Origin of the sequence: Vibrio sp. SSH13-20 (assembly GCF_040104475.1) — a bacterium.
GTDB classification, from domain to species: domain Bacteria; phylum Pseudomonadota; class Gammaproteobacteria; order Enterobacterales; family Vibrionaceae; genus Vibrio; species Vibrio harveyi.
In genome coordinates, this window is sequence record NZ_JBECOU010000010.1 from 13,890 (window position 1) to 36,189 (window position 22,300).

Below are 22,300 nucleotides of genomic sequence, written 5' to 3' on the forward strand. Positions count from 1 at the left end.
TCAGTAAGTTTGAGTTATTTACACTTCTTTCTTCGTTGCGTGTTTACCTAGCTCAGACTTCTTTTCGTCTTTTAGGTATAGGTTTTCGAAGCAGTAGTTTGTGGCTTCGATGTAACCTTCTACGCTACCACAGTCGAAACGTTGACCTTTAAATTTGTACGCCAATACACAACCTGCTTTTGCTTGCTTAAGCAGTGCGTCAGTGATTTGGATTTCGCCGCCTTTACCCGGTTCCGTGTTTTCGATCAGTTCGAAAATGTCTGGAGTCAGGATGTAACGACCGATGATCGCTAGATTACTTGGTGCAGTGCCTTGTTCTGGTTTCTCAACCATGTCGTCTACGCGGTAGATGTCATCTTTAATCATCTCACCAGAGATTACGCCGTATTTATGAGTTTCTTCTTCTGGTACTTCCTGAACAGCAACGATTGAACAACGGAACTGTTTGAATAGCGCTACCATTTGAGCCAACACGCCTTCCTGCTCGTTCACACAAAGGTCATCGGCAAGTACTACTGCAAATGGTTCATCACCGACCAATTCGCGACCAGTAAGGATTGCGTGACCTAGACCTTTCATCTCACGCTGGCGGATGTAAGTGAAGTTTGCAGAGTCAATGATTTCACGGATATCAACCAATAGTTCTTCTTTGTTTGTTCCGCTGATTTGGTGTTCCAGTTCGTAGTTTTTATCGAAGTGGTCCATGATTGAGTGCTTACCACGACCTGTTACGATGCACATGCCATTCATGCCAGCTTGGATGGCTTCTTCTACACCGTACTCAATCAGTGGCTTGTTCACTACAGGCATCATTTCTTTAGGCATAGACTTAGTCGCTGGGAGGAAGCGCGTACCATAGCCAGCTGCAGGGAACAGACATTTTTTAATCATTGGGGGAATATCCTTTCTCATTTTTTAATCAAGAATCTGGGCATCACTTTAACACGAGAGATGCATATGAATCATGAATTAAGTAGGAAAAAGTACGTCAATTTGAGCCTAAATAAGCATGAGCCATCACTGTATGAGCGAAATTGTGTTGTTCATCTGATTTATGACAACAGGTTTTGGTCTGCCCAAGCGATAGCTTGAACGCGATTCTTTACGGAGAGCTTTTTGAATATCTGATAAAGGTGAGATTTAATGGTGAATTCACTGACGAACAATTCTTCTGCCATTTGATTGTTAGATGCTCCTGCTTGAAGACAACGTAAAACTTGCAACTCACGGATGGTTAAGTCCACGGTTGCTGGGGCGGTGTGCGTGCTGAGGACATTGCGATAATAGTGAAGCAATTGACTAGTGACATTTCTTGGCAACCAGTTCTGACCATTCACGATTTCTCTCAAGCCTTCACCTACCTGCTCTAGAGAGTCTTCCTGATAAAATACGCCTTTTAGTTGCCCAAAAGACAACAACTCATCGGTGGTTAAGCGTTTAGGAACATTGAATATGACCGTTTCAAAATTCTTCCAAATTAAAGGCAAGTTTTTGATCGATTGTACGAGTGTTTTATGTTCACTAAAGTCAATCAACAGGATTTTATTGCGATGCTTTGGATTGGCTTCCATCAGTGCTTGTGTGGAGATGACAGGGATATCAATATCAGTGTATTTCACGAGTGCTTCGACTTTTTTCTCTGCGTCGTCTTCCATACTGATCAAAAACAATTTTCTCGCATAAGCTGATTTTTTCACGCGCCCTAATCTCCTTGAGTGAAGTTCCATGAGGTCAAAAACGCAAATACGGTGTCATCAATCACAATTTGGAGCCATAGCGTTAGAGAGGAAATGCGTTGAGATTCAAAGGTTCGCGAAACGATATCTGCAAAACGAATCAAAAATGCTACGCCTAGAGGTTGGAGTGAGATTTTGATTCCACAATTTCTAATCTCAGAACACAATGGGATTAGGCTTTAATCAAAACACCAAAGCGTGTATTCTTATGCGCTAAAATTTTATATATAGATCCAGAGTGAAACGGAGCACATCATGGCCAGCCGTGGAATTAACAAAGTTATTTTGGTGGGGAATCTAGGTAACGACCCTGAAATTCGTTACATGCCTAATGGCGGTGCAGTAGCAAACATCACGATTGCAACTTCTGAGTCATGGCGTGATAAAGCGACTGGCGAACAGCGCGAAAAAACAGAATGGCACCGTGTTGTGTTATTCGGCAAGCTTGCTGAAGTAGCGGGTGAGTACCTACGTAAAGGTTCTCAAGTTTACGTTGAAGGTCAACTTCAAACTCGTAAATGGCAAGACCAAAGTGGTCAAGATCGCTACTCAACAGAAGTGGTTGTTCAAGGCTTCAATGGCGTAATGCAAATGCTTGGCGGTCGTGCTCAAGGTGGCGCTCCAATGGGTGGCGGTCAACAACAGCAACAAGGCGGCTGGGGTCAACCTCAACAACCGGCTCAACAGCAGCAATACAACGCTCCTCAGCAACAGCAACAACAGGCTCCGCAGCAACAACAGCCGCAATATAACGAGCCGCCAATGGATTTTGACGACGATATCCCGTTCTAAAATCTAATTGATATTGAATTTAAAAGGCCGCGAATTTCGCGGCTTTTTTATTCCCGTTATGTTCTGTCATTGTGGTTCACATTATTTCCGTATCGCCACAAAAAGGCAGCAACTCTCAAATATCGAATGATGCCTTGTTTCTTTCCGCCTCAGCTTCTCACATTCATACGAATGCGATTGTTTACTGAACGCTTATCAAGTATAAACATTTCAACAAGGTATATGATGAATAGAAAAGGAATTTGGTATTCATGAGGTATACCCCAACTCTTAAGCTAAGCACGCGGCTGGTGGCTTTTGTCACCATGATCGTCATTTGCGCAATGTTTATCTTGTTTGTCGGCGGCACCCTCTCTTTTAAGCGACTAGGGCAAGAGTATCTCAACCATTATTTGGAAGGGATCGTTGAAGTGGTTGATAAAGAGATGGAAGACCCTGACGCAGCATATTCCATGCAGCGTTGGATGCCAAAGATGCTACAGGCAAGTAACATTGTTGAGATGACGCTCTCGACGAATAACGCCGTCGTATACCGCTTCAAAGACACCTCCCACAAGATAGACAGTTCCATGTTGTTTGAGCATGAGTTTCAGCTCACTCACAACCAAGACTATGTCATCTACTTTAAGGCTATTCCTCCTTATTTAGGCTACGGCTATTCAATGCAAGCTTTGTGGTCGATTACGCTCGCGGTCATCTTGATCATCTTCTGCTTGATGCGTGGTGTTGCATGGCTCAAAGAACAACTTGCTGGCTCTGAAATGCTCGAAGAGCGCGGTCGTATGATCTTAGCTGGGCGGGTTGAGCAATACGCGAAAGGTGATGAGCGAGAATGGCCATACACGGCAAGCGAAGCATTGGATGTATTAATTGAAGAGCTGCAAGATGCCCGCCAAGAGCGCAGTCGCTTTGATACCTTTATTCGTACTCAAACTTTCCTCGATAAGTTAACTGGTACAGCAAACCGAGTTTTGTTTGATAGTAAGCTTGAATCGGCGCTGTTAGAAAGTGGGGCTCGTGGCGCAGTGATGCTGATACGAGTTCAAGATTGGAAATCTGTAGAAGAAGAACAGGACAAACAAACTTGCGATGAATTTATCGTTGAGATTGGTAGTTTACTGTCCAATTTAGTTCAACGTTATCCCGATGTCGTATTTTCTCGTTACTACGATGCTGACTTTGCGCTTTTCTTACCTCACCAAGCAGCGAAAGATGTCGCAAATTTGGCGTCTCAATGTATTCGCCAATTAGAAAAACTCCATCCTCCTTATCCATTGGATTCTGATAACTGGTGTCATATCGGAATCACCATGTACAAAGAAGGAGAGCGTCATAGCCAAATCATTGATGAAGCAGAAACCGCATTGCGTAGTGCCCAATTGCAGAACAACAATAATTGGAGCCGTTTTAAAAAGTGGAATCATGATGAAGAAGCACGAGGCAGTGTGAGATGGCGTACGCTATTTGACACAGCACTCACGTCTGAAAATGTGATACTCTACGCACAATCAGCCTATTCAATAAGTGATGTGGCGCATAAAAAACCATTGCACGAAGAGTTAACATGTCGGATTCGCGATCCGGAAAATGGCATTGTTAAAGCTTCTCGTTTTATTTCTGCCGTTCGTCAAGTCGGCTATGAAGCGCAAATGGATCGCGCCGTTATTGGTACATTCTTAAAAGACTTTAAACACAACTTTGATAGCTCTAAGCAATATGTACTTAATCTTCATGTTGTGCCTTTTGGGCAGCGAGAATATTTCAAGTGGTTCCGTGATGAACTCTTACAATTGTCACGGGAGCAAAGAAAGTGTCTCATTTTTGAGTTTGTGGAAGCACAATTTGTAAGACACTTAGACTTTATGCGACCAGTCGCTAAAATGCTGTCCGGTTTAGAATGCTACGTAATGATTGGGCAGGCCGGACGTACCATTGTCAGCACGCATTACTTAAAAGAAGTAGACATTCGTTATCTCAAGCTTCATCGCAGCTTGGTAACAAAGATCGATCAGAGACATGAAAACCAGTTGTTTGTTCGCAGTATGTTGGGTGCGGCCGCAAACAGCAAAACAAAAATAATAGCAGTGGGTATTGAGAATAAGCACGAGTTGAACACGCTTAATGAGTTGGGTGTTCACGGTGGGCAAGGGCGTTACTTCTCTTCTGAAGAGCAGTACCTTCCTCGTTCTACACCGGCGCCGACTTCTCAATCTGAATCCCAAGTTAAACTGGGACGAAGAAATCGCTGGCGAAAAAAATAAAGATAATAATCATGGATTTTAAAGCAGTACTCGACAAGCTCAAGCGATCATCGGTCGGTGGTCGCACTTGCTTTTTGGTTATTCAGCCAGACGCAGTTTATTTATCATCACCGACGAAAAGCAGCCGACCATCTAAATTTGAGATCTCAGAATCAAATTGGGAACGTGCCTGTGAACAGGCATTAAGTGTAGCTGCAAGCTCTTATGATTCGTTAACGGTTGTGTTAGCTCACAACTACTATCAGATGTACCAAATCGACAAGCCTGCTATGCCTCGCAATGAGTGGCCATCGGCGTTGCCGTTTTTGTTAAAAGAGCTGATATCAGAGCGTGCTATTGACATTATTGCCGATGCAGTAGAGCTACCAAACTCGAATAAAGTCCAAGCTTATGTTCTTTCTCGCAAAATTCTCGATAAGATTGTACTGCTTGCGAGTCGAGTTCAACTGAGCCTTGAAGCGATTATTCCTGAGGATGACATCTGGGGTGATACCTCAGGTGAACTTGGTAATTTCTTATTACTACAACGCAGCGCACGCGGACACTTCCGTATCAGCGCATTCGTTGATCATACTATCGCTTTCCACCGTTCTATTCGCAGTGTAACGCCACCACTAACGGGCGTACCTTCGAGTGACTTGCAAATGGATAGCTTGTCGCTAGAGCTACAGCGTTCAATCGATTACCTCTCTTCTCAACTGCGTCATGTTCAGTTGCACCAACTGAAGGTGTGTTGTGACGATGAAGATGAACAAGAACTGGTGGAATCGCTTAACTACCGCTTAAGCACCAAAGTCTCTCCGCTGCTTACTGAAGAACACGAACTATCTGGTCATGTATTGGCAGATACGGCGTTAGCTACGTCCAGTGAGCGACGTGTCAATCTTTATCCAGACTTCCTTAAACCGAAGAAGAATTTATTAACCCTCAAAAACGTTGCTATTTCTTGGGGTGTTGCGGCTGCGTTGATCTTTGTTTCTTACGGTTATGTGACTTGGCAAAGCCAAGGTGTAGAAGATGAAATTGCGATTGTGAAAAGCAAGGGCGATATCATGAAGTCAGAACTTCAACACCAACAAGCCAAATTACGTAAGCATCAGCCAGACACCAATAAGATCGCGGCCAAAGCGCGTTTAGAGCGTGAAGTAAAAGCGAAGCGTGACTCATTAAAAGCCGTTGGTAAGTACGATGATTCACAACGTACAGGCTATTCTGGCGTAATGCAGGCTTTAGCCAAGTTGGGCAGCAACAATATTTCTTTGTCTGCAATTCGTATTGATGCATCGACCTTAGATCTCCAAGGTTTGGCGAGATCGCCAAGCGCAGTTCCGAATTGGGTAAGCCAGTTTAAAAATGAAATTAGCCTTGTAGGGCGCACGTTTGATGACGTAAAAATCGGACGTAATGAAGACAACATCGTGACCTTTGAATTGAAGACGCGCGGAGACAAAGAGAAATGAATGAGTTTTGGTCCTCGTTAGAAGAGCGCTTCGATGAAATGAGCGGGCGTGAAAAAGTACTCATCGCACTGTGTGGTTTAGTGACGGTAGTGATGTTGCTTTTCACTTTGGTCTTGGAGCCAAAACTGAATGAGGTTACGAGTAACGATAAGCAGCTGCGTAACTTAAAACAGACGAATCAACAGACAGAAATCGAGATCTTACGTATTCAAGCGCAGTTGAAAAAAGATCCGAACGCGGAAATTGATCAAGCTATCTCTCAATTGCTTATGGAAAGCCAACACCTTTCCATGCAACTTTCAGAGATCATCGAACATTTGATTACTCCTTCGCAAATGGCAAGTTTGTTGGAGAGTGTCTTAGAGCAGCAAAGTGGTATTCATTTGGTATCTCTACAAACTTTACCTGCTGAACCAATTACAGAAGACAAAGAAGCGTCGCAATACTCGGGTTATTACGTACACCCTGTGCGCATGGAGCTGACTGGCGATTACTTTTCAATTGCTAACTATCTGACGAAATTAGAAGGTTTACCAGCGAGTTACTACTGGCGAAGCTTTAGCTACAACGTGGAAGAATATCCAAAAGCAAAACTTGTACTGGAAGTTTACACCTTAGGTTCACGAGAGGAGTTTATTGGTGGTTAAGCAAATCATAATCTCCCTAATGCTGACAGTTGTTGCTGGTCATAGCTGGGCAAGCCAAGACCCAACAGCACCATTAGGCTGGCAAAAGCCAGTCACAGAGCAAACAAAGCCGAAAGCAAAACAATATCGCTTGCCAACACTGAACAGTATTGTATGTAAACCAAATACTCAATGCGTGGCGATTTTGAATAACCGTATTGTTGAGCCAGGAGCGAAACTCAATGGCTACCGTGTAGCCAGTATCAACAGTGAATTTGTAACTTTAAAGCGTGGTGACCGTCAGTGGAAACTAGAGCTTTTTGGTTTAAACGTAAAAAAATAATAACCAGAGCCTGATCAGATATGCGCAAATTAGTTGTAGGAATCGTGGTTGCTTCCTTAATGGGTTGTTCTATGGGTCACCGAGACCCAGTGGAAGTGAAGCAAGCACTTAATGAGTCTATCAATGAAGCAAATAGCCGTGCACTAGAAGAGATCCCTTCTTCTGTAGAAGCCGATCTTATGCCGAACTTAGACACTAGCGTGTCTTCAGAGCAAGGCACTTTAAAGCGTTTTAGAATCCAAGCGAACGCAGTAGAAGCTCGTAGCTTCTTTGCCTCTTTGGTGAAAGGAACTGAATACAGTGTGGCTATCCACCCAGCAGTGCAAGGCAACATCACCGTTAACCTTTCCGACGTCACCCTAGATGAAGTGCTCAACGTTGTACAAGACATGTATGGCTACGATGTTGTGAAATCAGGCAAAGTGATTCAGGTTTATCCTGCTGGTATGCGCACAGTGACCATTCCTGTTGATTATCTTCAGTTCAAACGTTCTGGCCGCTCACTGACCAGTATCGTGACGGGGTCTGTGACATCTGCGGGCACTTCTAGCTCTGGTGGCAGTTCTGACGATTCAGATTCTTCTGATTCAAATAACAACAACGGTGATAGCTCAACCACATCGACTGGCGGTACACGCATTGAAACCATCACCGAAAGTGATTTTTGGCCGATGCTGCAACAAGCCGTTGCAAACCTAATTGGCTCAGGTCAAGGTCAAAGTGTTGTTGTTACGCCACAAGCGGGTGTGATCACCTTACGTGCTTTCCCTGATGAAATTCGTGAAGTTCGTGAGTTCTTGGGCGTTTCTCAGGAGCGTATGCAGCGCCAAGTTATCCTAGAAGCGAAGATTTTAGAGGTGACGCTAAGTGATGGTTACCAGCAAGGTATCAACTGGTCGAATATGACTGCTTCTATTGGTAATTCAGGTAGCGTAGTTATCAACCGTCCAGGTCCTACAGGTGGTCTACCTCCATTGGATGCGATTGGTTCACTTTTAGGTGGGCAAACTAATATCACCATCAGTGATGGTAACTTCTCAGCCGTGATGAACTTTATGGCGACGCAGGGCGACTTGAACGTGCTTTCTAGCCCACGTATTACCGCAGCAAATAACCAGAAATCAGTTATTAAAGTCGGTACCGACGAGTACTTTGTAACCGAACTTTCTAGTAATGCGGGTAATGGTGAAAACTCTAATGCGGTTCCTGAAGTTGAGTTGACGCCTTTCTTCTCAGGGATCTCTCTAGATGTTACGCCACAGATTGACAACAAAGGTAACGTATTCCTGCATGTTCACCCTGCCGTAATTGAAGTGGAAGAAGAGATTAAGAAGCTAAACCTTGGTGGTGACTTCAACAACGTTCAACTCCCGCTGGCAAAAAGCTCGATTCGAGAATCTGACTCAGTGATTCGCGCAAAAGATGGCGATGTGGTGGTTATTGGCGGCTTGATGAAACAGCAAAATATCGAGCAAGTGTCAAAAGTACCGTTCCTAGGTGATGTGCCTGCTCTTGGTAACTTGTTCCGAACTATCAATAACGTATCGCAGAAAACAGAACTCGTCATTCTTTTGAAACCAACAGTTGTGGGCGTAAATACATGGCAGAAAGAGCTAGAGCGCTCACGTGATTTACTGCAAGAGTGGTTTCCTGACGCTGAGTAATTGGCGTTAGGAAGTCTCTGTTTAACGTGGTGTTGTGATTCGAGTATGTACCTGTCACATTTTGGATTTCGAGTTCAACCTTTCTCACTAACCCCAAATACAGAAATGTTTCTGGGGCTGGTACCTCATTATGAGGCGATTCAGACCATTATGGCAGCCGTCAAAATGGGGGAAGGGGTCATCAAAATCACAGGTGAAGTGGGCACGGGTAAAACCATGGTGTGCCGAAAACTGATTGAGCAAATTGAATCACAAGTCGAATTAGTTTATCTGCCAAATCCGGTTCTAAGTGGTGAGCAATTGCAGTTTGCTGTGGCCAGAGAGCTTGGGATTGAAGATACTGACCCACTTAAAGTCGTTTCACTGATCCAAGAGCGGCTGATCCAAGTCCATGTGTCAGGAAAAAAAACGGTACTGATTGTTGATGAAGCACAAGCTCTGTCTTCTGAAGCGTTAGAAACCTTGCGCTTGTTTGGCAACTTGGAAACGGAACAAGATAAGCTGATTCAATTGGTCTTGTTTGGTCAGCCCGAATTAGATGAGCGATTAGAGACTCACGAGTTGCGCCAATTTCGTCAACGCATTACGTTCAGTTGCCAACTGCGTCCTCTCTCGATCGAAGAGGGCGTTGCCTACATCAACAATCGTCTAGATAAAGCGGGTAATGGGGCGCATATCTTCTCTATTGAACAAAAGAAAGCCATTTGGCGCTCGGCGATGGGCATCCCGAGATTGATTAATCAGATCAGCCATAAAGCTTTACTTACTGCGTTCAATGACCGTTGTACGCTTTTGAAAAATCATCATGTTTACGTTGCCATGCATGACACTTTTGACGCACGTAAACCTAAGTTTAAATCTCCCGTATTTTGGGGATGGAGTCAGCCTTGAGTGCCATCAATAAAGCATTATCAGAACTTGCTGAAAAAGAATCGCCTTCGGAACTAACCAAGGCAGAGATCCCGAGTATTTCTCGAAGCAAACCATGGCTATGGCTTGTGGGGGGCTTTTCGTTGAGCTTAGCTGTCGGTGGTTGGGCGGTATCTCAAGGTCCCGCTCCTATTGAAGAGATTGCAACAGTTTCGTCTTCAACGACTAATATGGAGAATGTTCCACCTTTGCCTGTAGTTGAAGTAAGCCAATCTCCAACCAATAAGACAACGCCACAATTAAATGATGTGGTGTACACGCAACGAATTGAAAAACCGAAGGTAAAAGTCGCATTATCTGCTGCGAAATCAACGCCAGAGGTGGATGATTATGTTCCTCGTAATGAGGTGAGCAGCACGGTCGAGCAGCCAGTGTTGTTGGCGAGTCTGAGCAATAATGTGACGAATTCATCGAATGTTGGGCAAGAGCATTCGATGCGAATTGAGCAAGTAGAACTGACCCATCAAGAGTTAGCTGAAAAAGCGTTGGCACGTGCGGATAAAGCGATGGATGCGAATGACATGAAAACCGCATTGTCATCTTTTAATGAAGCACTTCGTTACCAACCAACGAACCTTGAAGCTCGTCAAAAGCTAGCCGCATTATATTTTGGCAAAGGTGACACGCGCAAAGCCTACGAAATCCTACAAGCTGGTATCTCGCTAGATACGAATAACCAGTCACTTCGCTTAGCGTTATCAAAGTTATTGGTGAAAGCAGATCAACCAGAAGCGGCGCTGAGCCCTCTAGTGCATCTGCCTCCTGCACCAAGCCGTGATTATCTAGCGATGCGTGCCGCTTTGGCACAAAAGCAAAAACAAAACCAAATTGCTCTAGAAAGCTACCAACTGCTGACGCAGCGCGAACCTGACAACGCGCGCTGGTGGCTTGGTTTAGGTATTCAGCAAGAGCGAGCATTGGATTTTTCTGCTGCTATTGCCGCTTATCAACAAGCATTGGGGAAAGTGGGTATTTCGAATCAGTCTCAGGCATTTATTCGTGACCGTTTGAACATCTTAAAACAACTGGAGAACACGCAATGAAAATTCAGTTGAGAAAGCGCTTAGGTGATCTACTTGTTGAAGAGGGGATTGTCTCTGAAGAACAAATTCAGCAAGCATTGAGTGCTCAGCACAGCACAGGACAAAAACTGGGTGATGCGTTGATTGACCTTGGTTTTATCAGCGAAAAGCAGATGCTGGAGTTCTTATCTCAGCAGCTCGGTTTGCCATTGATTGATTTGAGCCGAGCCCCGATTGATGCCGATGCTGTACAAGTTTTGCCCGAAGTGCACGCGCGACGCTTGCGTGCCATGGTCGTTGCTCGAAACGGTGACACGCTACGCGTTGCAATGAGTGATCCTGCGGACTTGTTTACTCAAGAATCCCTGATGAACTTGCTTGGTGAATATGACCTAGAGTTCATCATTGCGCCAGAACGTCAGTTAGTCGAAAGCTTTGACCGTTACTACCGTCGTACAAAAGAAATCGCCTCGTTTGCTGAGCAGCTTCAGGCTGAGCACCAAGACGTTGAAGGCTTTGACTATGGTATTGATGAAGGTGATAGTGAAGAAGTTACCGTCGTAAAACTGGTTAACTCGATGTTTGAAGATGCGGTGCAAGTCGGCGCGTCAGATATTCACATCGAGCCTGATGACAAAGTGCTTCGCTTACGCCAACGTGTTGATGGTGTATTGCACGAGACGCTTCTAAATGAAGTTAATATTGCCTCTGCGCTGGTTCTGCGCCTCAAACTGATGGCGCACTTAGATATTTCTGAAAAGCGTTTGCCACAAGATGGTCGCTTTAATATCAAAGTTCGTGGTCAATCGATCGATATTCGTATGTCGACACTACCAACGCAATACGGTGAGTCGGTGGTGATGCGTTTGCTCAACCAATCTTCTGGTTTGCGCAAACTTGAAGACTCTGGCCTACCTCCAGAACTGCTTGCTCGCTTACGGCGACAGCTTTCTCGTCCTCACGGTATGATTTTGGTTACGGGACCGACAGGTTCTGGTAAAACCACCACGCTTTATGGCGCGCTGAGTGAGTTGAATGAGCCGGGTAAGAAGATCATCACTGCAGAAGACCCGGTGGAATATCGCCTACCACGTATTACTCAGGTTCAGATCAACAGTAAGATCGACCTAACGTTTTCTCGCGTGCTACGTACCTTCCTGCGTCAGGACCCGGACATCATCCTCGTTGGTGAGATGCGTGACCAAGAAACAGTAGAGATTGGTTTACGCGCTGCACTGACTGGTCACTTAGTGTTAAGTACGTTACACACAAACGACGCAGTAGACAGTGCGCTACGTATGATTGATATGGGTGCGCCTGGTTATCTAGTTGCGAGTGCGGTCCGTGCTGTGGTTGCTCAGCGTCTGGTTCGTCGTGTTTGTCCCGACTGTAAAACCACGGATGTATTGGATGAATCGCGCCAGCAATGGTTGGCTGGTCGCTTCCCGAATCAAGTCGGCACCACTTTCCGCAAAGGTGCGGGTTGTCAAAACTGTAACTTGACGGGCTATCGAGGTCGAATCGGTGTGTTCGAAATGCTTGAGCTAGAGAATGAAATGATGGACAAGCTGCGTGCGAATGACGCGGTAGGGTTCGCTCAAGCAGCGAGACGTTCCGAGAATTACAAGCCACTACTTGCTTCAGCGATGGAACTGGCATTGCAAGGTATTGTTAGTTTGGATGAAGTGATGACCCTAGGTGAAGGGGATGCTTCTGGTAAAACCGACCCAATTTTCATGTAGGTAAGTGAATGCCAACTTTTCGTTATCAAGGTCGCACTTTAGACGGCTCATCCACCAGTGGCAAAGTCGATGCTGTGAATTCTGAAGCTGCAGCGGAAGCATTGATGAATAAGGGGATCATTCCTCTTAACCTGCGTTTGGAAAAAGAAGCGGTAAAGAGCAAAGTTAGCCTGTCTAAATTGTTCGTACCGGCGATTCCGCTTGAAGTGATTATCCTGTTTTCTCGCCAGCTATTTAGTTTGACGAAGGCTGGTGTACCACTGCTGCGTTCTATGCGTGGGCTGCTGCAAAACTGCGAAAACAAACAGCTCAAAGAAGCGCTTGAAGATGTGGTAGCGGAGCTGAGCAATGGTCGTGGCTTGTCCTCGGCAATGCAGCCACATTCCAAGGTATTCAGCCCGTTGTTTGTTTCTATGATCAACGTTGGTGAAAACACAGGTCGACTAGACCAAGCTTTATTGCAATTGGCGAATTACTACGAGCAAGAACTAGAAACTCGTAAGCGAATTAAAGCAGCAATGCGTTACCCAACATTCGTTATTGTGTTCATCACTATAGCAATGTTTATTTTGAACATTCTGGTGATCCCAGAGTTTGCATCGATGTTTACCCGTTTTGGGGTGGAGCTTCCTTTGCCAACCAGAATCCTGATTGCGACCTCTAACTTCTTTGTGAATTTTTGGGGGCTGCTCATTGCGGCAATCGTTGGGGCATTCTTTTTATTTAGAGCTTGGGTTGCAACCGCAGATGGTCGAGAGAAGTTCGATAAGTTCCGTCTACGATTGCCAATCGTGGGCGATATCGTAAACCGAGCACAGCTATCTCGTTTCTCAAGAACCTTTTCGTTGATGCTGAAATCCGGTGTACCTCTAAACCAGTCTTTAGCTCTGGCCGGTGAGGCGCTTGGCAACAAGTTCTTGGAAAACCGAATTTTAGAAATGAAGTCTGCTATTGAAGCGGGCAGTACCATTTCTGTCACGGCAATCAACAGTAAAATTTTTACGCCTTTGGTTATTCAAATGATAGCGGTTGGTGAAGAGACTGGTCGTATCGATGAGCTTCTCTTAGAAGTGTCGGACTTCTACGATCGAGAAGTGGATTACGACTTGAAGACACTGACCGCTCGAATTGAACCACTACTTTTGGTCATTGTGGCAGGCATGGTTATGGTGCTCGCACTGGGTATTTTCCTTCCAATGTGGGGGATGCTGGACATCATCAAAGGCGGCTAAACCAGTGGTTGAAAATCAGAGTCGCGCAACGCTTATCCTTGCAGGCGTTATTGGGTTAATTTTGCTGGTGGCGTTTGTGCACAGCCTCAAGCCAGTAGAACAGCAAGCGCAAGTCACCGGAGCCAAGCTTGCCAAGGTTTGGATGCAAGATAGCGTGCAACGTTATCGTCAGGCGTGGATAGTTCATGGTGAGCCCAAACATATGTCGATGGATGGGTTTGAACTCGATATGACAGAAGCAGGTCTAGTATCGCCATTTCGTCAAGATGGGGTTCTGGATTGTGGCTTTTGGTTAGCGGTGCATTACCCGCAACGTAAAATTATGGCGAGCGAGTTGTTAGAAATTCGTGGAGCAATTAAAAGTAATAGTTATACATGTCACTATACTTATGAAAATGGACAGAGAGTTGTCGTTATATCTGACGCTAATTACCTGAAAATAGACGTCGAAATGTCGGCGGAGTGAATTTTTTGACACTTAAGTACTATAAATAGGAATGAAAGTCGGTATAATGCAAACATTACCATAAGAAAAAGGTTGTAATTGAAAGTAAACCATTTGGTTATTTACTTTTTAGCGCAGCTTTTACTTAACAATGGCGAATCGTCATTCTGCTCAAGCGGTAGAGAAAGTACTCACCTAACTAATTTCGCTTAGTGTGTTGAGACGCAAAACCGTTTTGACAATATCCAAAATGGTCGTGTGACCGATAAATTTTGCAGTCACTCTGCATGCTTACATAGAGAGAGTAAACAATGAAAAGACAAGGTGGTTTCACCCTTATCGAATTGGTAGTGGTAATTGTAATCCTAGGTATTCTAGCGGTAACTGCAGCACCACGTTTCCTTAACCTGCAATCGGATGCTCGTGAATCTTCATTGCAAGGTCTAAAAGGTGCGATTGATGGTGCTTCGGGTATTGTTTTCGGTAAATCAGCAATTGATGGTATCGAAACTAAAGCTCCAGGAAGCGATGTTAAAGTTGAGGATGTTTTAGTTGGTTACGGTTACCCAGTAGCAGCAGATAACGGCCTTAACAATGCAGTAACTGGTCTGGATGAAGATTGGGCTTTAGCTTTAGAGGGTACGACTCCTAATAAACTTGTTGCTACGTTTATTAGTGGTGACCTTAAAAAAGGTTTAGGCAACACTGCAGCTAAGGTAAAAGCAGGTAACTGTTACGTGACTTATACTGAAGCAACTTCAGCAGCAGTTTCTACAACTGTTGTAACAGATACTGGTTGTTAATCGGTGTTATAAAGGCCAGCTAGTCTGGCCTTTATCTCCTTATTTTGATTAATCTCGGAATAGTTCATATGCGTAAATCATCGGGTCTTAGTGCAATCGAATTTGTAGTTGTGCTGATTATCTTAGGTGTGATCGGTTATGTGGTATTGCCAAGATTTATCAGCTTTGAACCAGAAACTTACGAAGCGAAGTGGGAGCAAACTAAGCAAACCGCTGAGCACGTTTCTGAAACGCTAAGCAATAAAGAAACCTACGATCGAATTGAAGAAGAATTGGAGCGCTCGAAAGGAGAGAAATAACTTGTTGGTGGTTATTTGTACACTTGCTCACACTTCGAATTTAAAACTTATAAGCCTATCATTATTCTCATAATTTCATCGTATACTTACTTCGCTTGTCTTAAGCCTAAGGTTGGGTTATGAAAATTCGCAGCTCCACATTAGGGTTTACCTTGATGGAATTGATCTTAGTGATCGTTCTCTTATCTATTCTCTCCCTGTTTGCTGCCAGCCGTTTTATGGGCAAAGGCAGTGTGTCTGCATTTGCACTTCAAGAACAAGCCATTTCTGTGATTCGCCAAGTTCAAGTGAATCGCATGCAGTCGAATATCAATATCCCAAACAAGTCTTATCCTGAAAGATGTCTACCCAGTAGCTACAAAGCTGGAGAGGACTCTAGCTACACTAACTTTTGTCTATCGATTACGAGTACTTGTATAGGAGCCAGTGCAGCGTGCAATCTGGCTAGTAAGGAACGAGATGCTCGAAGCGATGTTGTTGTCGATAACTCAGCACAGTTTTCTATTATTAATGGTGCCTCTAGTCCCATTGAATTTGATCTATTGGGTAATCCTCTCAATGTTTCCTCTGCTGGTATTTCTATTCTTATTCAAGATAAAAACAGTCAAAGCCAGTGCCGAGTATTGATCAACCCTCAGGGTTATGTTTCGGAGGGAGCATGCTCATGAGAAAGCACATTGGTATGACGCTTATTGAGATGATCATTGCCATCGTTCTTATGGGGATTGCGATGGTAGCGTTTACGTCTTTTTTAGTTCCTCAAATTCGTGATTCAGCAATGCCTCATTATCAAATGCGTGCAGCAGCCTTAGGGCAGGGATTTATGTCGCAAATATTGGCGCGCGGCTTTGATGAAAACAGTGACTTCGATGGTGGTACTGTTCGATGTGGTGAGAACGGTGTGAATTGCACTGAGGTGAGTAAATTAGGTGCTGATAGAAAACTCGACGGTTCTTTGGAGGCAACGCCTAATGATTTTAATGATGTAGATGACTATATCGGGTGTTGGAGCACGTCTACAACGGTAGGTCAGTGCCAAGGAGTGAAGCGTGGGAGTATTGCTGATGTATTAGGAAAGAGCGGTGAAGATAAATATCGCAATTTCCGTGTTGAGGTCGAAGTTGCGTACGACAACTTATCTGCGGCGAAAACGACAGGCACCACTAACTATAAAAAAATCACTATTACTATTTTTGCAAGCAACACTCAGCCATTAATACTCACTGCCATAAGAGGGAACTACTGATGAAAGCTCGTGGTTTTACCTTAATGGAAATGATCGTCACCATTGTGATCGGGAGTTTTATCATGCTGGGTATTGCGGGTTATGTTCAGCTTGGTATGAAAGGTTATGCGGATACAATTGACCGACAACGTATGCAAACTCAAGCCCAGTTTGTGTTGGAGAAAATGTCTCGAGAAATTCGCCATGCGGTACCGAATAGTTTTCATGAGCCTGATGACACGACGAAGTGTTTAGAGTTTGTACCTATTGAGTATTCAGGGTTCTACACACTGACAAATAACGACTTGGAGTTCTTATTGGGCAATGACGCCACGTTAAACCCAATGCCCGCTAACGCTTGGATGGTTATTAATCCGAGCCGTTATGAAGATCTGCAACCTTCTTCTTCACAAAGTTTAGATGTTGGTGGTCTAGCCAAAACTGGTGATGTCTTTGTTATTAGTGGGGCTGCCAGTACGATTGGGGGCTCTTCTATTTCGAGCCGTCATTACGTCTATCAAGATAAGTCTGAAGTACGCTACTGCTTCGAAAATAATCAAATAACGCGCAATGGAATTACAGTCGCGGATAGTGTCGATACTTCTGTAAGTGATATGTACTATCTAGAGCCAACGTTGCAGCGTGGTGGTCTTGTACACATCAATTTAGAGTTCACTCAAAACGGGGAGCGTAGTGTTTACCAACAAGACGTGCAGGTGCTCAATGTTCCGTAGAAATGTCCAACAAGGTAGTGTTCTGATCGTCGTGTTGTTTGTCATCATAGTGATGGGGTACTTAGCTGCTTCTTTGATGAGAGTAAGTTGGTCAAACCAAAGTACATTAACGAAAGAATTCTTGGGCACCAAAGCTTGGTTTATTGCTCAATCTGCCAATGAGTGGGCACTAACTCAGCTTTATCCATTAAACACAGATGGCTCCGTCATCGCTGATGTTTGCTCTAAGATTGAAAACGGTAATACATCTCCTCCTACACAGATTACACAAGGCTCGGGTTGCCGAATCAATACTATGACATGTTCAAATATCGGTACCTTTAATGCAGGTACCTCTGAAGCTGAATCTCTTTTCAGAGTGCAAGCCACAGCAATTTGTGGTTCCGGGGTTGCACAAGTACAGCGCCAACAAGAGATTTGGGTTAGGGAGTAAATAAAATAATGAAAAAAATAATGATGTTTGGGGCTCTCACATATAGCTTGCTGTCTGCTCAATCTCTTGCTGGAGTTATGTATGACCTTACTCCTCGTTGGTCTTGGAGCGACAATGAATATGTGGCTTGGAATAGCCCTTGCCCCAATAATGGCTACTATACAAGCAACTACTCCACTTACGTATGTACAGTAGGCGTTAATCTAAATTATGGCGATAGTATTGTTGCCGGTCCTTATGTATCACAACTGTATTTGGATCGATATTCTTCTTTCGGTGGTAATAATACGATTGGTAGTAGTAATCGGAATCTTTCCCTTAACCTAGACCGAAATTCTTTTAGTGCTCGTAACTTATATATTTACGGTAGTATCGATAATGGTGGTTACATCAATTTAACAGACGCTACTGTATCTAGGTTTATAAGGAGCTCTAACAATGATGTTGTATTTGATAATGTCAATGTTGGAGAAAGTGTCATAGCTCAAAAACACATTAATGGTGCCAACAGTGATGTTGGTGGCTATGTTGATAGCTATGCCGGTGGGGTGACACTGAATAATGTTGATGTAGGCTCGTATATCGAGGCGAGAGATCAGATAAAAACAACGAATGGTGATGTGGGCGGACACATTTCCTCTTCCCACGGTGGTATTCAGGCTGTATCAAACAGCGCGCATCTCATTTCTGGGTATGTTAGTGCTCAAGAATCCATAAAAGTGACTAACTACAGAATCAATCAATACATATTTTCTGAAGACTATGTGCAACTCAATAATACGAATGTGAATGGAGATGTTACCTCTCGTAGCAGTGGTAACCCTGCGGTTGAAGTATTAAATAACTCGTCTGTTTCTGGTGATATCACCGCCAAAGGTTTTATTCGTGTATCTGACTCTAGTGTGTCTGGCGATATTGATAATACTCAAGGGCGCAATCAGAGCATGGCAATTAATAGCAGCCAAATTGGCGGAGATATTGCTGCTAAGGGATACGTCGATGTGCAATCTTCACAAGTGTCAGGCACTGTTTCTAGTGCAAATGAAGGTGGGCGAATTGAGCACTCTAAAGTTAAAGGTGATGTTAATGTTAAAGAGTACCTTCACGTAATTAATAACTCCTATATTTGTGGAGAAGCGTCAAGCTCTGGTGATGGTGCAAATATTAACAACTCATTTGTTGGTGATGATGTATCAACTAAAAAGTATCTGCATGTCACAAATGCCTCTGTATTTGGCACTGTAAGTACCAAAAATAAAGGGATGGCTCTTTCTGGAGCGAAAATTCTTGCTGACATGAAAGCAGTAGGTTTTCCCAATAACAAGTATGTCAGTATTTCTAACAACTCTACGTTGTGTGGGCAGTTGAACTCTTCATATTATTACAACGGAAATTTGGTTGCGTTTTGTGGGTTAAATGACCCAAGTTGTAACAGCTCCCAATCAAAAGGCGAATGTCCAGTTAATGTAAGTTCAGGATCCGGTTACGATGACTTCTATGAGTTTTGTGGTACTACCCCCCCTGACCCTGAACCAACACAATGTAACTTACTTCCAATGGAAGACTTTAATGCTAATGATATTAGCAACTGGTCTGTTATTGGCTTTGGGCAAAGCATCAAACCTACACCATCTGGTGGACGATTCGTTTTAAACTCGTCTCAAAGAAATCAAGCAACAGCATCGGCATACAACTATCTATTCCCTTCGAAAGATAACTATCTTGAAGTGGAGTTTGACCACTATGCGCACTCCGGATCTGGGGCTGATGGTGTGGCATTGGTTTTATCTGATGCTAATGTGCCGCCACAAACTGGGGCATTTGGTGGTCCACTTGGCTATGGTGTGAAACCTAACATACAAGGCTTTGCTGGCGGTTGGCTTGGGTTTGGTATCGATGAATACGGCAACTACTCAAGAGAAGGTAGCTTTGAGGATAGTCATTACCGACCAGGGTTTAAGCCAAATACAGTCGCAATTCGTGGTTCTGGGATTAAGAACGGGTCTGGGCAATGGATGGGAGGTTATCGCTATATCAAAGGTAACCACAATGTTGGTGACTTAGATAGACGCCGCGATCCTAATCATAGATACAAAGTTATCATCGATTCTAAACAACAAGGTAAAGTCTACATTACGATTCAGCGTAAGATCGGTAGTGCGAACTCTTGGACAACATTGATCTCCAAATTTGATGTTATGAGAGGTTTTGGGCAAACCACGCCTCCAGAAAATTTCCGCGTGTCGATTACCGCCTCGACTGGTGACATTACCAACGTACATGAAATGGATAACTTCCAAGTTTGTGCCGATAAATACCAGAAAATAACGGAAGGCATTCACCACTTCGAATTTGATTACGCTGGTACTGGCAGTATTTGTCAGGCGTCCGAGGTAACACTACGAGCATGTATGGATGCTTCTTGTTCAAAAACGTACCCATCTTCAGTATTGAGCTCGAACCCAGGAGCAACGGTTGATCCTGTGACGGTGTCCTTATTGCCACAATCGGATTCTCTTGTCGCATGGGAAGGGGGAGATCATGTTACGTTCTCTGACTCTGTTTCGTTGAAGCTACAAGCGTTCCAATCAGGTTCAGCAAAACTTGGAATTGCAAGTAGCTCGGTTCCACAGTTTGGTTTTGACGGAGCGAAGTGTCGTATCGCTGGTGGTCCGCTATCTGAGCAAAACTGTAATATCGTATTTAACTCTGCGGCGTTGGGTGTAACGGTTCCAGATAAGGTCGCTGGTAAGCCATTCTTCAATACCAAAGGACAGGCACAATATAGCAATCAAAGTTCGCCTTATTTGGAGTTTTGTAGTTCACCAAGCCAACAGGGCGGTGACGGCGAAAATCGAGATGTTCAGTTATCCATTGAAAGAATCGAACCGACAAGCAATGCAGTATCAGTCCCCGCTTATGTCTCTTTCAAAAAGAGAGATGGTTCTTTCAGTAACGAGGTTACCGTTGGGACAAATACTGTTGAGGTTGCTGATGTCTACTTTAATAAGCAAGGTAAAGCTTACTTCAACTTAAAGTATCCAGAGGCAGGCAAAGTCGCGCTGAAGGCGAAAATAAAAGATGAAAAGGATTCGTTAGGACAGAATAGCTTTGTGAGTTTTCCAGCATATCTCAAATTGACGGTTGATGGTGGTCTGTGCGGTTCAGGCTCTTGTAGCCAGAAACTTGTTGCTGCTGGAGAAGAGTTCACAATGAAAGTGACGGCTTATCAATTTGGTGATGACAAGAAGCCAGCACAAAACTATCAACAATCAGGTTTAACGATTAGTCATAAAGTATCTTACCCGCAGTTTGATAGTGCGATTCCTGGTACTTTAGGGACGACCACATACGATCATATCAATCTAACTAATGGTACGGGGTCAGTGACGCAAACTGTGTCCGAAGTTGGTGCTTTTGACTTTACGATTACACCACCTGAAACGTATCTCGGTAGTAAAGCTTTCACCATTACGCCAGCAGAAGAAAATATTGGTCGTTTCTACCCTAAGTATTTCCGAGTTGATGAAGCGAAAGGAAATCAATGGGCTTACCCACATAAAGAAAACTTTGCTTATATGAGACAAAGCTTTGGCGTCGAGGAGTTTTATGTTGAGGCATTAAATGCGGATAAAGGCGCTTTAACAAACTACGCCTTCTTCTCTAGTGGCTTACAAGCAAAATTTGGTTTGAAAGATACTAGCTCTTATCAGCCTCGTTTTATTTTGAACAAAACCTATACGGGGACTTGGGTGAATAATGGTGCTGCTTATGTCACTTCAAGAAGTCTAGGTAAGTTTACTGGTTCAACGACGGATGGGTTAAAGCTATTAAAAGGTTCTGGCTCAAGTTACCCAGATGGTCCGCTCAACTTTAACGAGAACGCGAAAGATACGGCGATATCAATCAAATCTGCGGATGATAATAAGGATCCAGTATCTATCGATGGAAGCGAGGGGTTATTGCCTACCCAACCTGACATCCGCTTTGGCCGTGTAGACCTAGATGATGTCGGTGGCAACCAAGGCTCGACGTTGAGAGTGCCATTACGAGTTGAATACTGGAATGGTAGCCGTTTTATTGCTAACCCAAATGACAGCCAAACCGATGTTACTGGTGTGAAGGCTAAACAAGAGCATATTTGGCCAAAAGGTAATAATGCGAAACCTAAGGATGTCACGTTAGGGGCTGGTGGAGAGGTCGCTTCTGGTCATTCTCGTTCTGTAACAGCAAAAGAAGCAGAGCCGTATCGCCAGCAAACTCGCGTATGGCTTAATCTTGAAGGTGGTGGCAATTCGCTCCCTTGGCTCAAATACGACTGGGATAAAGATGGCTCCGAAGAAAACCCATCATCGGTAGTCACGTTTGGTATTCATCGAGGCAATGACCGAGTGATTTATCGTGGTGAACCGGGCTTAACCGGACAATAACAAACTTCGGTTTCTTGCGTTAAGTAAGGAAACTGCAAGAAATTGAGGCTTTCTGCTCATGTTTGTGTACCAATGCCTTGCTGTGACAGCGAGGCATTGGTACATTTAGGACAATTTTTGTCT

At 44.1% G+C, this 22,300-nt stretch carries 20 protein-coding genes; 18 read left to right on the forward strand and 2 right to left on the reverse strand.

What is annotated here, in order from left to right; all coding sequences use genetic code 11:
- Nucleotides 1–18 precede the first annotated feature (18 nt).
- Nucleotides 19–891 (reverse strand): UTP--glucose-1-phosphate uridylyltransferase GalU, encoded by an 873-nt coding sequence (galU, locus tag ABMY42_RS23225; protein WP_005444317.1) that lies wholly within the window; start codon nucleotides 889–891, stop codon nucleotides 19–21.
- A 161-nt stretch (nucleotides 892–1,052) separates the two neighbouring features.
- The gene (locus ABMY42_RS23230; protein ID WP_009698824.1) at nucleotides 1,053–1,697 is read right to left on the reverse strand and encodes a LuxR C-terminal-related transcriptional regulator; all 645 of its coding nucleotides are present in this window, start codon (nucleotides 1,695–1,697) and stop codon (nucleotides 1,053–1,055) included.
- A gap of 294 nt (nucleotides 1,698–1,991) precedes the next feature.
- Here ABMY42_RS23230 and ABMY42_RS23235 point away from each other — a divergent pair, with 294 nt between their 5' ends.
- The 18 genes from ABMY42_RS23235 (at nucleotide 1,992) to ABMY42_RS23320 (ending at nucleotide 22,177) form a co-directional block, all read left to right on the forward strand.
- Nucleotides 1,992–2,528 (forward strand): single-stranded DNA-binding protein, encoded by a 537-nt coding sequence (locus ABMY42_RS23235; protein ID WP_038898313.1) that lies wholly within the window; start codon nucleotides 1,992–1,994, stop codon nucleotides 2,526–2,528.
- Nucleotides 2,529–2,779: 251 nt separating this feature from the next.
- A complete protein-coding gene (gene csrD, locus ABMY42_RS23240) occupies nucleotides 2,780–4,789 on the forward strand; it encodes an RNase E specificity factor CsrD (protein ID WP_009698823.1) in 2,010 nt (669 codons plus the stop codon).
- 11 nt (nucleotides 4,790–4,800) lie between these two features.
- Nucleotides 4,801–6,249: an MSHA biogenesis protein MshI gene (locus ABMY42_RS23245; protein WP_005444325.1), complete on the forward strand. Its 1,449-nt coding sequence runs from the start codon at nucleotides 4,801–4,803 to the stop codon at nucleotides 6,247–6,249.
- Nucleotides 6,246–6,896, forward strand: coding sequence for a type II secretion system protein GspM (gspM, locus tag ABMY42_RS23250; RefSeq protein WP_005444327.1), 651 nt, complete (start codon nucleotides 6,246–6,248; stop codon nucleotides 6,894–6,896). Before ABMY42_RS23245 ends, gspM begins: the two co-directional genes overlap by 4 nt.
- Nucleotides 6,889–7,218 (forward strand): hypothetical protein, encoded by a 330-nt coding sequence (locus ABMY42_RS23255; protein WP_009698822.1) that lies wholly within the window; start codon nucleotides 6,889–6,891, stop codon nucleotides 7,216–7,218. The genes gspM and ABMY42_RS23255 overlap by 8 nt, the downstream gene beginning before the upstream one ends.
- A 20-nt stretch (nucleotides 7,219–7,238) precedes the next feature.
- Complete coding sequence (mshL, locus tag ABMY42_RS23260) at nucleotides 7,239–8,882, forward strand: pilus (MSHA type) biogenesis protein MshL (protein ID WP_029789687.1); 1,644 nt, start codon at nucleotides 7,239–7,241, stop codon at nucleotides 8,880–8,882.
- A 45-nt stretch (nucleotides 8,883–8,927) separates the two neighbouring features.
- Nucleotides 8,928–9,773 carry an AAA family ATPase gene (locus tag ABMY42_RS23265; protein ID WP_017187907.1) on the forward strand — a complete coding sequence of 282 codons (846 nt, stop codon included), beginning with the start codon at nucleotides 8,928–8,930 and terminating at the stop codon, nucleotides 9,771–9,773.
- The gene (locus tag ABMY42_RS23270; protein ID WP_349266845.1) at nucleotides 9,758–10,855 is read left to right on the forward strand and encodes a tetratricopeptide repeat protein; all 1,098 of its coding nucleotides are present in this window, start codon (nucleotides 9,758–9,760) and stop codon (nucleotides 10,853–10,855) included. The genes ABMY42_RS23265 and ABMY42_RS23270 overlap by 16 nt, the downstream gene beginning before the upstream one ends.
- A complete protein-coding gene (locus tag ABMY42_RS23275; protein ID WP_045491885.1) occupies nucleotides 10,852–12,576 on the forward strand; it encodes a GspE/PulE family protein in 1,725 nt (574 codons plus the stop codon). The genes ABMY42_RS23270 and ABMY42_RS23275 overlap by 4 nt, the downstream gene beginning before the upstream one ends.
- Before the next feature lie 8 nt (nucleotides 12,577–12,584).
- Complete coding sequence (locus ABMY42_RS23280) at nucleotides 12,585–13,808, forward strand: type II secretion system F family protein (protein WP_005444339.1); 1,224 nt, start codon at nucleotides 12,585–12,587, stop codon at nucleotides 13,806–13,808.
- Nucleotides 13,809–13,812: 4 nt separating this feature from the next.
- Nucleotides 13,813–14,274 carry a hypothetical protein gene (locus ABMY42_RS23285; RefSeq protein ID WP_053050432.1) on the forward strand — a complete coding sequence of 154 codons (462 nt, stop codon included), beginning with the start codon at nucleotides 13,813–13,815 and terminating at the stop codon, nucleotides 14,272–14,274.
- Between the two features lie 290 nt (nucleotides 14,275–14,564).
- Nucleotides 14,565–15,056, forward strand: a complete 492-nt coding sequence (locus ABMY42_RS23290; RefSeq protein WP_017187904.1) for a type II secretion system protein — start codon at nucleotides 14,565–14,567, stop codon at nucleotides 15,054–15,056.
- A gap of 68 nt (nucleotides 15,057–15,124) precedes the next feature.
- Nucleotides 15,125–15,355, forward strand: a complete 231-nt coding sequence (locus ABMY42_RS23295) for an MSHA biogenesis protein MshA (RefSeq protein WP_005432800.1) — start codon at nucleotides 15,125–15,127, stop codon at nucleotides 15,353–15,355.
- Nucleotides 15,356–15,474: 119 nt separating this feature from the next.
- Entirely contained in the window at nucleotides 15,475–16,023 is a 549-nt protein-coding gene (locus tag ABMY42_RS23300; protein ID WP_017187903.1) for a prepilin-type N-terminal cleavage/methylation domain-containing protein, read from the forward strand.
- Nucleotides 16,020–16,601, forward strand: coding sequence for a type II secretion system protein (locus ABMY42_RS23305; RefSeq protein ID WP_349266846.1), 582 nt, complete (start codon nucleotides 16,020–16,022; stop codon nucleotides 16,599–16,601). The genes ABMY42_RS23300 and ABMY42_RS23305 overlap by 4 nt, the downstream gene beginning before the upstream one ends.
- Nucleotides 16,601–17,314 (forward strand): prepilin-type N-terminal cleavage/methylation domain-containing protein, encoded by a 714-nt coding sequence (locus ABMY42_RS23310; RefSeq protein WP_017187901.1) that lies wholly within the window; start codon nucleotides 16,601–16,603, stop codon nucleotides 17,312–17,314. The genes ABMY42_RS23305 and ABMY42_RS23310 overlap by 1 nt, the downstream gene beginning before the upstream one ends.
- Nucleotides 17,304–17,747 (forward strand): hypothetical protein, encoded by a 444-nt coding sequence (locus tag ABMY42_RS23315; protein ID WP_005533762.1) that lies wholly within the window; start codon nucleotides 17,304–17,306, stop codon nucleotides 17,745–17,747. Before ABMY42_RS23310 ends, ABMY42_RS23315 begins: the two co-directional genes overlap by 11 nt.
- An 8-nt stretch (nucleotides 17,748–17,755) precedes the next feature.
- Nucleotides 17,756–22,177 carry a DUF6701 domain-containing protein gene (locus ABMY42_RS23320; RefSeq protein ID WP_349266847.1) on the forward strand — a complete coding sequence of 1,474 codons (4,422 nt, stop codon included), beginning with the start codon at nucleotides 17,756–17,758 and terminating at the stop codon, nucleotides 22,175–22,177.
- Nucleotides 22,178–22,300: the final 123 nt, after the last annotated feature.